Here is an 11,168-nt window from a genome sequence, read left to right on the forward strand (position 1 = left end):
CTCTAATTTTTTTGTAGACGAACGATCAGTTCTTTCAAGCTTGTACCTGTTCACTCTTCTTTGCCTCCCTCAACAACAACCGCAATCTAGCCTTTTCCGCCTGAAGCTGATAGAAAATCACTTCTTCAGCGTCCGTATCAGCGATTTTTAATTGCTCTTCCAAGTCTTTTAATCTTTTTAATGTTTCTCTTATAAGACCGTCATAATCGTACATCATTATTACTCAACCTCCAGCTCCAAATATTTTCTCCAGCACTTTCTGATATTGCATTCACCTATTTCTGCACATATTTCATCAATAACTCTATCTCGTCCTATACACGGCTTTACGTGTTCCCAAAAAAGCGGACATGGTTCTTGTTTTTCTACTGTGCCGTCCGGAAAAGTAATTTCTATTATGCCTGCCATAATTTCATCTATAAATTTTTGTTTGTATTTTTCTTTATCTTCTATCCTATCTAACAGCATCTTCTCAAATACTTTCATGCTTATCACCCTCCCATACTTTTATTATTTCTTTTGTCCACTCTTTCGCATCTACAGGCGGACGTAAATTATACAATCTTACACATAAAAAACTATAACTCTCTTTCATAACTCTTTCTCTTTCTTCTTTCGCATAATCTTTTAAGCCAGCACCAAATTCTCTTGCAAGACGTAAACAACCTTCCCTACCCGCATAAATATTTTGTGTTTCTACCTCTCCACCAGTGCGCATAGGCAATGGACTACCTGCACTACCAAAATAAATCAATAAAGCTTTATATAATCTTTCCATGTACTCTTCCGCTGTCATTTTCCCCCTCCCTCAACAAACTTTAAATGCTTTATATTTGTCCCGCTTTCAAGAGCTCTTACATGTTGCTGTGCTATTTGTTGAATATCTTCTTTTAAAGCAGCCGGTAATAAAGATTCTTTTCTTTCTCGCTCCTGTAGCTGCTCATACATCATACGAAACTGACCACGTATGACATCAAGCTGTTCAGATAAACATATTTCTTCCCAGCCAATATATTCAACTACACGTCTAGTCCTTTCGCTCATACTTGCAAGAGCTTCAGCTTCACGATAGTATCCATAATTTCTAACAGCAGCCATAACCTCGCCCCATGCTTCTGCTGCCGTCAGTCGCTCTGTTTTTGGAGTCATAATTTCAAAAACATTGCGTCTTATATCTGCTATGGTTGGTGGATATGTGTTCTCTAAAATGTGCTTTTTGACTACAACTTTAGCTACTTCAAACGGTATGTCTTTTAATAATTCAGCCCAAATATCTACTGTTTTTTCGCTTATATTCATGTTAGGATATGCTGCTCCTAACACCCCTAAAATTTGGATAACCTCTTTTTTTGTCATTCTGAATTCATCTCCTTCTCAAGTTCTTCTTTATACAACCTCTCAAGGACATTCCACGACTTAGGTTTTGCTTCTTTGTTGTCGTAAGTACCCTCTAACACTTTGATAAAATTGTTATAGTTTATGAGCCAATCAAAATTACAACCGTTCCATTTACCAGACCTGCCACTCAAAAAATCGCTTTCCTCTGCTTTTCTAAAAACAGCTTCAATTTCTGTCCTGTCTCTAATTTTCTTAAGAAGTGCTTTTATTTGTTTCCTGCGCTTCTCTGATATAGTAACTACTCTAGGTAAACTGACACAAATGGAGTTATAGAGTTCTACCACTTCTTTTGGTGTAATGGCATTAATAGTTTTATTGTCATCATCATTCAGTGAGTCTTCAGTGAGTCGTGTGTCGTCAGTTTCATCTGACGACAATATATCTCTATATTCTTTTTCTTTTTCTTTTTCTTTTTCTTTTTCTTCTTCTTCTTTTTCTTCTTCTTTTTCTTGTTTGCCAAACGGTTTATGTAACTGTTTGGGTAACTGTTGTTCTAACTGTTCGCCTAACAGTTTCTCTAACCGTTCTAATAATGATGAATAGTGGCTTTTACCATCTGCATATTTTTTTACAGTCTCATAAAAATCTCTGAGCAAAGGTGTTTTTGGAATTTCGTCTAGTTTTTGAGTTGCGCTTTTAACTTGATTGTGATTTTCAAGCGGATTGTGTTTTAAAAAGTTTATAATTAACACTACATGAGCAGTTTCATCGTACTTAACTAAACCGTTCGCTAACAGTTCACCTAACGCTTTGCGGAACCGTTCCGTTGTCCATCCTAAATCAAAACATGCATATGGCTCGGGCAAGAAATAGAACCCTAAAACATTCCGATGAGGAGAAGTTAAAAGATATAACATAAGGTATCTAGCATCATCTGATACTAATCTCATTTTTTCATCTTGCCAGAATCGGCTTTCTACTCTTGTATACAACTCAAATCCCACCCTGTATAAAATAATCTGGAAATACATAAGATATAATGGGATAGTATGCACATTTTCCGTCGAAAATTTTTTTAGAGAGAGGGCATTAGCTCTCTGCAATGTAGACTTCCTTGCCTGTTAGCTCTTGTATCTCTCGCTTGAACCTTTCTGTATCGCTGTTGTTGTCGCTAAGGTGGAGAAGCCATATTTGTTCAACTTTACTCAGATCATTTGCTTTCAAAAATTTTTTCACATTCTCAAGTGAGAAATGTGACTTTAACAACCTGTTTTTTAAATCTGCTTCTACTAAACCTTCCCCGACGTTGTTTTTAAGTATTTCTAAGGAATAGTTGCATTCAATCATTATGTGTGTAAGTCCTTTAAAGCGATATTTGACATAATATGTATCTGTTACATAAAGTAATTTCTCCTTTGTTATATTGCTATAAAGCAAAAACCCTAAAGGCTCAACTGCATCATGTTGCGTATCGAAAGGGAGAATAATCCATGTCCCAATTTTAAATTGTTGCTTCGCTTTTATAACATTTATCCTATGTCCTTCAAGCCCTAAAGCTTCTTTCGTTCCTTGAGACACATAAATATCTATTCCTGCTTTTAAAATGTCTTTAGAGGCTTTAGAATGATCTTTGTGTTCGTGTGTGACTAAACAAGCTACTATTTCATTTAATTTGAAATTTAATCTTTCTTTAATTTGCTGTATTGATATCCCACATTCAAGAAGGAGAGGGGTAATGCCATCGCTAATGCGGTAGCAATTACCCTTACTCCCAGAAGCTAATACTTTTATGTCCATTAAAATCCCGGCCCCTCATTTATGGTTAGTTGTTTTTCTCCTGTATTCTTGTTATTTTCTTCTTTGTACTCTACTTCTGGTATTTCTTCCTCATTTACTTCCACGTCTATTTCTTCTTTATTTGCTTTTTCTTCTATTTCTTGTGCTACTTCTGTTTCTATGTCCTCGTCTCTATCACTTTCAAGCGCTGTAATCATTTCTGTTGAAAGCATTCCATACTTAGATAGAAGTTTTCTTAAGACTGTTTTAAGTGCCATCTCTTCAAAGTTTGTTTTCCAAGCAGAATTATCGCTATGATAGGACTTTGAATATCTTTTTGCATGTGCTACCATTTCTGCATGTGTCATATAAACTGTCTTTTTAAATCCATTTATCAGCTCCATGTATGCAAAATATCCTTGAGGTTTGTCGCTTGTAGGTTCTCCTGTAAAGTGTATTTCTCCTGTTAATAAGTCTTTGTGGACCTTTATTCCTTCGTACACGATGCCAGCATTTATGTTCTTGTACTGCCCAGTCCTCATTGCAAGTTGAATATAGCCTTTATATCCAATTTGAAACTGCGGGATGTATTGCCCTTTTGAATTTTTATAAGGTACTATATATGCAAACCCCAACTGGCGATTTATTGGCAGTTTTAATGTTGCTGCTTTTAGAGCTTCCATAACTACTAAGTTCGGGTCGCATTGTTGTAGATAGGAATCCGTGCTATAAAGGTCTATTATACTTGCTATAAATGCACCTGCATTTTCCTTTAATGCATTTTGAAATTGCTCTTTAACACTCTGTGCACTTAATACCATTTTTAATCTGTGTATAGGTCTCACTTGAATTTGTTTATCTTCTTTTTGAACAGACATTTTACATTACCTCCACTCTAAGTTTTTTATCTTTTTCGCTCACAATTAAGCGAATCTGCTGCCCTTTAGTGGGTAAAATTTGTGTTACTGCTTCAGCATTATCTATAAAAATTGGTGCAGTAAAGTTATAGTGTTCGGATAAGGTATTTATAATGTCTAGCCCAATGTTAATTTGTGCCCCATGATTTAAGTTTGAGTAAGGGATTCCGCCATAGAGAGTTTCACAAGTTTCTATTACAGCTCCATTTATTTGTACATCAAACAGCTTAAATCTGGCTAACTTAAATTTAGAATTTATCTTTTCTTCTAGCAAATTTACTTTGGTACGTATAAATTGTTCTGTAAGATATAATTCTTCCTCTAGTTTTTCATATTCCGCTGCAAGTTGTCTTTCTTGCTGTTTTAGTTCCTCAATTCTTTCTAGCCCTTGCTCATACTGTTCTATTTTTGCCAGTTCTTTTTCTGTATTTGCTATTTCTTCTTCTATTGCCTTAATCTCTTGCTTTATCTTTTCTACTGTCTCGGCATTACCTGCTTTTAATGTTCTAATCTCTTCTTCAAGCGCTTGTTTCTTTTGCAGCAATGAGTTGTCTGCTATTACCTTAAGCTCTCGTAGCTGCTCTATTTCGCGTTTTATTTTGTTTATCTCTCTATTTATCCTTTCTAGTTCTTCTTTTGCTTTATCTGCCTGTTTAATTCTTTCTTGATATTCAGCTTTTATCTTTTCTAGCTGTGCCCTCTTTTCCTTACCTTGCTTTGTTATTTGCTCTAGCTTCTGTGCCTTTTCTCTGTTGAATTTTGCTCGTGCTTCTTCGATTTTCTCAGCAGGCAGAAGCTGTCCACAAACTGGGCATATATCCGGGCTAGAAAATTCTTGTGAATTAATTTCATGCCATTGTTGCCTCAATTGTTCTAGCTCTTTTTCTAAAGCTGTCGTGTCTATTTCTTGGACTATTGTTCTAAGGTTTAGCTCTGAAGCTTTTATTTGAAGGTCCATTAAAAGCCTCTGTTTATCCACAATATTGTTGTCTATTTCTCTCTTAATTTCTGTTTCTTGTTTCAAAATCTCTGCTTCTAGCTCTCTGAGTTCTTTTGTTTTGTCTGCGATAATTCCTCCGCTTTCAGCTTGTATTAGCTCTTTTTGCTTTTGTTGTAGTTCTTGTTTTAATATGCTTAGTTTCTCTTTCAAGGCCTTTTGGTTTATGTTTTCTATGTCTGGAAGACCCCTCTCAACTTCATCTATTCTAATAGGGATTTTCTCAAGTTCTTTATTTATTTCAGATTTTTTTATAGTGATAATCTTACGGTAATCTTCTAATTTACGGCCTTGAAGAATTTCCGGTAGTTTTGATAAAGCTTTATTAGACGCTATAACTTCTTCATCTGATATATCTCCGCATACCTCAAGCAAAAGCTTTCTTCTTTCTTGCCAAGAAAGATGTTCATTAAAATAAAGTGGATTTGTTAAAAGTTTAAAAACATCTTCGTTAGCAATTTCTGATATTTTTGCGTCATACTCACTTTTCTTTACTGGCACACCATCAATAAAGTAATCTGTTGTGTGTCCAGTGAATTCCGCCATTGCTGAGCCTCTTTTTTTTGTCCATTTTTCCTTGAAAACTTTCTTTAGAGTCAATTGTTTGCCATTTACATCTAAAATAGCTTCAACTTCATGGTCTAATCCGTGTAATGGCTGCCCATTTTTATCTAACGTTTTTATCTCAAAGTCCTTACGATTCAGACTGTCTTTATCAAACAACAGCCACGTAAATGCATCAAACAATGTCGTTTTCCCTGTTGCATTATCGCCATACACGTTTACGTTTCTGTCACCTGCATCCAGTTCAAATTCCTTTATGCCCTTAAAATTTCTAAGCTTTAACTTCAGCAGTTTTATATTCACCTTCACCAGCCTCCTCCAACTGCTTTTCTAAGTCTCTTATCCATTCCAGTCTTTTCTTTTTGTCTGCTTCTAGCTTTGCCGCTTGCTCTAAATAAACTGTCTGTTCCTCTATGATTTCCTCAATTTCTTTCTTATACACACGTATAAGCCTTTTTATGTTGTTTATGCCCCACTCCGAAAGCACTTTATTTTCCCCCTTTCATGTGATATAATTGCTGTAAGGATTTTTTCTTTGTGCCTTTTGCAGGCACTTTTTTATTTGTCTCTTTCTGTCTTTTTGAAAGTATTGTACATCTCTTTTACTTCACGTATTTCTTCCTGTATCTCGTTCTGCCATCCTGCTTCTGTTTCTGCTAAAAGCAAGATAGCACAGCTTTTGTATTTTTCGCTGTAAAAAGCACATCTTTCTCTTCTACATTCTACATTTAGCAAAGGACAAGTTTTTTTCATTTTCAAATCCTCCTTTTATTTGTTTAATGAAATTCTTATTCTCTTTTTGTCGCCATCAAAAGCGACTGCAAATCCCAATTTACTTAGCAACATTGCTGTCCAGATTGGCATTTATTTCACCTCCTCTAACTTTTCTAGCCCTCTTTCTATGCCTTTGAGGTAAAATTCTCTAAAATTCCAGTCGATTTCAACATAATAACTAAGTGCTTCTAAAATTATTTCAGCTTTCTCTCTTTGCGTTAGCTTTTTTGCTTCATGTCCCCAACTCATGTTCATGTGACTGTAACTCCTTTCCCCTCTTCATATCTCTCAAAAACTGTTCACCTAAGATTCGTGCTAATAAGTCATAGTTTGGTTCCACATCAGACGGTATTATCTCTCGTCTTATCTCCTGCATTGTCTTTCTGTCGAGAATTATCTTTAAAATAGCCAATTAGAACAACCTCCTTTTCTTTTCCCTCTCCAAAATCGTAAAATGTTCTTGGAGAGGAGGTGAAGTTATGGTTTATTTAATCTCTTATGACCTTAACAAGCCAGGTCAGATTACAGCGATCTTTACAAAGAGATTAAATCTTTAGGTGCTTGGTGGCATTATCTTGATTCCACTTGGTTAGTTGATACTACTTTAACTTCCAGTCAAATTTTTGATCGATTGCATCCAAAGATGGATGCTTCTGATTTCTTACTCATAATCGCAGTTAAACCTGACTATTATGGTTGGCTACCAAAAGAAGCTTGGGACTGGATATATACGCATATTAGATAATTATCTGGACGAATTGCTACAAGGTTCATTTCTTATCAATTCCTCTTTAGTTTTAAGACCATGTTTACTGTCTCCAAAGAGTTTCACTTCTATCTGGCGGGGTTCAAGCTTTTCATTTATCTTTTTGAGTTCCGCCAGTATTTCTTTTAAAATTTCCTCCATCTCTCTCACCTCCTCATGCTCTTTTCAAAGCTATGACATTGTCTTCTTTAATGACTTTTCTTATGAAATCCAGTCCCTTTTGGTAAACTAGCGTTTTAATGTATATATGTGTTGTACCGTCTGGCTTTGTGTATTTCTGCTCTATTGTTCTGAAGTAGCCTTTGTCAATATATTCTTGATAAGGGATGTTGTCCTTCATTAAGACGCCTTTCTCTCTCAAAAGCTTAAAGAGTTTGTTCCTGCCCATTCTTGTTTCTTCGTAAATCAATTTAGCTGCTCTGTTCATATCAATTGCGTCTTTACTGCCCGAGACAGCGTCGAAAAACTCGGCTTTAGGCTCTAATTCTTTTATTTTCTTTTCCTGCTCTGCTATGATTTTTTGTGCTTCAATTACTGCTGCTGCAATAAGCTGTCTTGGGTCAAGTGAGTATACTCCAGCTTTGCGTATCTGAGGTATGACCTCATGTGTAATCCAGCGCTTGAAGTCTTTTGCCTCTGGCTTTCGACTGCCAAGAATGAGGTTGTATAAACCAGCTTCATTGACTATATTGATTTCCTGTGTTCTTCCTAAGGAATCGATGACCTCGATTAAATCTACCTCATCTTCATCTAACCTTCTAACAGCATCCGATGGATTACCAATGTCTAAAACATCACATACATCTTTTACTGCCCACCATGGCTCACCATCTATAAGGAATGTCCTTACTTGGTGGTTTTTGTAATTAAATACTTGAGGTAAATTTGCCATTTAGCTCACCTCCTCTTTTTTGACATCACGTTTTGTTGTGTTAGAATTTAAAAAAATATCTGGGAAAAGTTCTTCCATAGGAACTTTAAAATACTCTTCAAGTTTTTTCATAAGTTTAACGTTAGGGTTCCTTATTCCTAGTTCTATCGCACTCAAAAACTGTTGTGATATTCCTAACTCTTTCGCTAATTCCTCTTGACTTTTAGAACCTCTTAATTTTATCAACAATTCTCTCTTCATTGCGATGTCACCTCCCGCACTACGTTTTGTTGTGTTTCTGATTAAATTATATCACCACGTTTTGTTGTTGTCAACACTAAATTTTTTAAAAAATACAACGAAATAATGTTAGAAGAATACAACTTTATGTTGTACAATATTTTTAAATGGAGGGATCCGAAATGAATAGAATTAAAGATTTAAGAGCAGAAAAAGGAATTAGCCAAAACGAATTAGCAAAGGCATTAGGTTTAACTCAACAAGCTATAAGTGCTTATGAAAATGGGCTAAGAGAACCTGACTTAGAAACTCTGCAAAAGATAGCCGATTTCTTTAATGTTAGTATTGACTATCTTTTAGGTAGAAGTGACATACGCAACCCAACAGACGAAATCACAGAAGCAGTAGAAGATGACCCAGAGCTTTTGGAGTTTTGGAACGAGCTTAAACAAAGAGAGGATCTAAAACTCCTCTTTAAACAAACGAGAAAGCTTTCGCCTAAAGACATAAAACAGGTGATTAGGATAATTAAGGCCATCGAGGAAGAAGAAAGCAATGAATGATAAAGGAGGAATAATATGTCTCTTGAAATCTTGGACAAGCCTCTTATGAAAGCTTTACTAGACGGAACTATTCCATTTCATGAGGTTATGTATGCTTATGACATCAGGTTACACATAATTTTTAGCCTTCCTTCATCAGTATTGGGCTTTACGTACATAAGCGGGAAAGGGAATTATTATATCTTATTGAATGGAAACGTAAACTATAGAACTCAAGTTAAGGTGTTTTTACACGAGATACATCATATTTTAGATGATGTTCCTAAAACAAGTTACTTTATAGGGCTTAACATGGAGTATATAGAAATAGAAAAACATGCTGACATGGTCGCTGAAGAAATTATAGAATATTTAGCAGCTTCTCAATAAAAAAATTTTGAGGGAAACATTTAATTCTTAAAATGTTATAATATAAATGAAAGGAGGTAAGATTACAATGCCCACAGTAGAAGTAGATGTAAGTCCCCACGTCCTTCGATGGGCTTTAAATAGATCTGGAAAAGAATCCGCTATTGAAGAAAAATTCCCTCAAATTTCTGAGTGGCTAAGCAAAAAAAGTAAACCTACCCTGCGGCAGTTGGAAGAATTAGCTAAAGTAACTTACACACCTCTCGGTTATTTTTTTCTACCAGAGCCACCAGAGGATCAATTACCTGTACCATATTTTCGCACTGCTAATAAAAAACTTATAAATCAAGAGCAATTCAGCATCAACCTTATTGAAACTGTTCAAACAATGAAATTAAGGCAAGATTGGATGCGTGAATATCTTATTGAACAAGGTCAAGAACCTTTACCTTTTGTTAATTCTGCAAAACTTGATGATAATCCTTATCAGGTTGCTAAAAATATAAGAAAAACTTTAAATCTTGAAAACGGATGGGCAAGCAATTTCCCAAGTTGGACTACAGCATTGCGAGAATTACAAAAAAGGATGGAAAATGTAGGTATTATTGTGGTTGTCAACGGCATCGTGGGAAATAATACACATCGTAAACTTAATCCAGAAGAGTTCCGAGGTTTTGTATTGGTAGACGAATACGCACCTTTGGTATTCGTAAATGGTGCAGATGCTAAAGCCGCTCAGATGTTTACTCTAGCGCATGAATTAGCACATTTGTGGTTTGGTAAGAGTGCAGCATTTGATCTTAAAGAACTTCAACCAGCTAATGATAAAACTGAACAAATTTGTAATATTGTAGCTGCGGAATTCTTAGTACCTGAAGATGAATTCCAACAAATTTGGCCTGATATATCTCATGAGTCCGAACCTTACCAGATACTAGCTCGTTTTTTCAAAGTTAGTGAACTAGTTGTTGCACGTAGAGCTCTTGATCTTGGCTACATTACTAAAGATGAATTTATCGAATTTTATAATAACTATCAAGCAAAAGAACATTCTACCACTCGTGACGAAGAGGGTGGCAATTTCTATGCAACCCAAAACCTGCGGATTGGTCGGCGCTTTGCAGAGGCTGTAATAAGTGCTGTTAGAGAAGGTAAGCTCCTATATCGTGAAGCTTATCGTCTTACAGGCCTTTATGGGGATACTTTTGATAAATATGCAGAATTACTTGGTTTTGGAGGTCCAAAATGATAGAAAACAATATCTATGTTCTAGATGCCAATGTTTTTATAGAAGCTTCACGTCGTTATTATGCCTTTGATATTGCGCCGGCCTTTTGGGAAGCTTTAGTTAAAAATGCTGAAAAGGGATATATAATTACCATCGATCACGTAAAACAGGAACTAGAAAAAGGAAATGATACTTTGAGCCATTGGATGAAAAATACTTTTCATCATTGGTGTAAATCTACCAGTGAGAATGATGTTATTAGCATATATGAAAACGTAATAAAGTGGGTACAAGCACAGAATCAATTTTCTGATAAAGCTAAATATGATTTTGCAGGAGGAGCAGATGGTTGGTTAATCGCCTATGCAAAAGCTAAAGGTTGTGTCGTTGTAACTCATGAAGAATTTAAATCCGATATTAAGAGAAAAGTTCCTATACCCAATGTTTGTAGGGCATTCAATGTTCCATATATAAATACATTTGAAATGCTGCGCAGCTTAGGTATAAAATTTATTTAATACTCAAATTCAAGTTTGTAATAAAAAAATTATTAAAAAATTAGACTAAAAATACAATGAGAATCAACCTAAAAAATTGGTGACAAATTGGGGACACAATTTGCAATTGGGGACACAAAAACACCTAATGTAACTTAATTCCAAGTTTATAAAACCTTTTTAAATCAAGGCTTTCAGAAATTAACACAACCATACAAAATAGGCTTCTACACACTCCAAAACCGTGGGCTGCGGGTTCAAGTCCTGTCTCCCCTGCCATTATTGTAAA

19 protein-coding genes are annotated in these 11,168 nt (G+C 35.5%); 4 read left to right on the forward strand and 15 right to left on the reverse strand.

Features of this window, described 5'->3' with window-relative positions; translation table 11 throughout:
* Positions 1–34 precede the first annotated feature (34 nt).
* The 15 genes from ACPLVE_RS07335 to ACPLVE_RS07405 form a co-directional block, all read right to left on the reverse strand.
* Positions 35–217, reverse strand: coding sequence for a hypothetical protein (locus ACPLVE_RS07335; RefSeq protein WP_424610918.1), 183 nt, complete (start codon positions 215–217; stop codon positions 35–37).
* Positions 218–219: 2 nt separating this feature from the next.
* The gene (locus ACPLVE_RS07340; RefSeq protein ID WP_424610919.1) at positions 220–486 is read right to left on the reverse strand and encodes a hypothetical protein; all 267 of its coding nucleotides are present in this window, start codon (positions 484–486) and stop codon (positions 220–222) included.
* Positions 473–796 (reverse strand): hypothetical protein, encoded by a 324-nt coding sequence (locus ACPLVE_RS07345; protein WP_424610920.1) that lies wholly within the window; start codon positions 794–796, stop codon positions 473–475. The genes ACPLVE_RS07340 and ACPLVE_RS07345 overlap by 14 nt, the downstream gene beginning before the upstream one ends.
* Positions 793–1,356 (reverse strand): replicative helicase loader/inhibitor, encoded by a 564-nt coding sequence (locus tag ACPLVE_RS07350; RefSeq protein WP_424610921.1) that lies wholly within the window; start codon positions 1,354–1,356, stop codon positions 793–795. Before ACPLVE_RS07350 ends, ACPLVE_RS07345 begins: the two co-directional genes overlap by 4 nt.
* On the reverse strand, positions 1,353–2,330 hold the full coding sequence (locus tag ACPLVE_RS07355; protein ID WP_424610922.1) for a hypothetical protein: 978 nt from the start codon (positions 2,328–2,330) through the stop codon (positions 1,353–1,355). The genes ACPLVE_RS07350 and ACPLVE_RS07355 overlap by 4 nt, the downstream gene beginning before the upstream one ends.
* A 97-nt stretch (positions 2,331–2,427) precedes the next feature.
* Positions 2,428–3,135, reverse strand: a complete 708-nt coding sequence (locus ACPLVE_RS07360; RefSeq protein ID WP_424610923.1) for an MBL fold metallo-hydrolase — start codon at positions 3,133–3,135, stop codon at positions 2,428–2,430.
* Complete coding sequence (locus ACPLVE_RS07365; protein WP_424610924.1) at positions 3,135–3,992, reverse strand: recombinase RecT; 858 nt, start codon at positions 3,990–3,992, stop codon at positions 3,135–3,137. The genes ACPLVE_RS07360 and ACPLVE_RS07365 overlap by 1 nt, the downstream gene beginning before the upstream one ends.
* 1 nt (position 3,993) lies before the next feature.
* Positions 3,994–5,901, reverse strand: a complete 1,908-nt coding sequence (locus ACPLVE_RS07370; protein WP_424610925.1) for an AAA family ATPase — start codon at positions 5,899–5,901, stop codon at positions 3,994–3,996.
* Positions 5,864–6,079 carry a hypothetical protein gene (locus ACPLVE_RS07375; RefSeq protein ID WP_424610926.1) on the reverse strand — a complete coding sequence of 72 codons (216 nt, stop codon included), beginning with the start codon at positions 6,077–6,079 and terminating at the stop codon, positions 5,864–5,866. Before ACPLVE_RS07375 ends, ACPLVE_RS07370 begins: the two co-directional genes overlap by 38 nt.
* A gap of 71 nt (positions 6,080–6,150) precedes the next feature.
* Positions 6,151–6,345 (reverse strand): hypothetical protein, encoded by a 195-nt coding sequence (locus ACPLVE_RS07380; protein ID WP_424610927.1) that lies wholly within the window; start codon positions 6,343–6,345, stop codon positions 6,151–6,153.
* 111 nt (positions 6,346–6,456) lie between these two features.
* Entirely contained in the window at positions 6,457–6,621 is a 165-nt protein-coding gene (locus ACPLVE_RS07385; protein ID WP_424610928.1) for a hypothetical protein, read from the reverse strand.
* Positions 6,599–6,778 (reverse strand): hypothetical protein, encoded by a 180-nt coding sequence (locus ACPLVE_RS07390; RefSeq protein WP_424610929.1) that lies wholly within the window; start codon positions 6,776–6,778, stop codon positions 6,599–6,601. Before ACPLVE_RS07390 ends, ACPLVE_RS07385 begins: the two co-directional genes overlap by 23 nt.
* Before the next feature lie 333 nt (positions 6,779–7,111).
* On the reverse strand, positions 7,112–7,273 hold the full coding sequence (locus ACPLVE_RS07395; RefSeq protein ID WP_424610930.1) for a hypothetical protein: 162 nt from the start codon (positions 7,271–7,273) through the stop codon (positions 7,112–7,114).
* Positions 7,274–7,286: 13 nt separating this feature from the next.
* A complete protein-coding gene (locus ACPLVE_RS07400; RefSeq protein ID WP_424610931.1) occupies positions 7,287–8,024 on the reverse strand; it encodes a phage antirepressor in 738 nt (245 codons plus the stop codon).
* Complete coding sequence (locus ACPLVE_RS07405; RefSeq protein ID WP_424610932.1) at positions 8,025–8,264, reverse strand: helix-turn-helix transcriptional regulator; 240 nt, start codon at positions 8,262–8,264, stop codon at positions 8,025–8,027.
* A gap of 161 nt (positions 8,265–8,425) precedes the next feature.
* Here ACPLVE_RS07405 and ACPLVE_RS07410 point away from each other — a divergent pair, with 161 nt between their 5' ends.
* From ACPLVE_RS07410 to ACPLVE_RS07425, 4 genes are all read left to right on the forward strand, one after another.
* Positions 8,426–8,806, forward strand: a complete 381-nt coding sequence (locus tag ACPLVE_RS07410) for a helix-turn-helix domain-containing protein (protein WP_424610933.1) — start codon at positions 8,426–8,428, stop codon at positions 8,804–8,806.
* Positions 8,807–8,821: 15 nt separating this feature from the next.
* Positions 8,822–9,175, forward strand: coding sequence for a hypothetical protein (locus ACPLVE_RS07415; protein WP_424610934.1), 354 nt, complete (start codon positions 8,822–8,824; stop codon positions 9,173–9,175).
* A 67-nt stretch (positions 9,176–9,242) separates the two neighbouring features.
* Entirely contained in the window at positions 9,243–10,403 is a 1,161-nt protein-coding gene (locus ACPLVE_RS07420; RefSeq protein ID WP_424610935.1) for an ImmA/IrrE family metallo-endopeptidase, read from the forward strand.
* A complete protein-coding gene (locus ACPLVE_RS07425; RefSeq protein ID WP_424610936.1) occupies positions 10,400–10,900 on the forward strand; it encodes a DUF4411 family protein in 501 nt (166 codons plus the stop codon). Before ACPLVE_RS07420 ends, ACPLVE_RS07425 begins: the two co-directional genes overlap by 4 nt.
* Positions 10,901–11,168 lie beyond the last annotated feature (268 nt).

The organism is Caldanaerobacter sp. (genome assembly GCF_049701115.1).
In the GTDB taxonomy this organism is placed as follows: domain Bacteria; phylum Bacillota; class Thermoanaerobacteria; order Thermoanaerobacterales; family Thermoanaerobacteraceae; genus Thermoanaerobacter.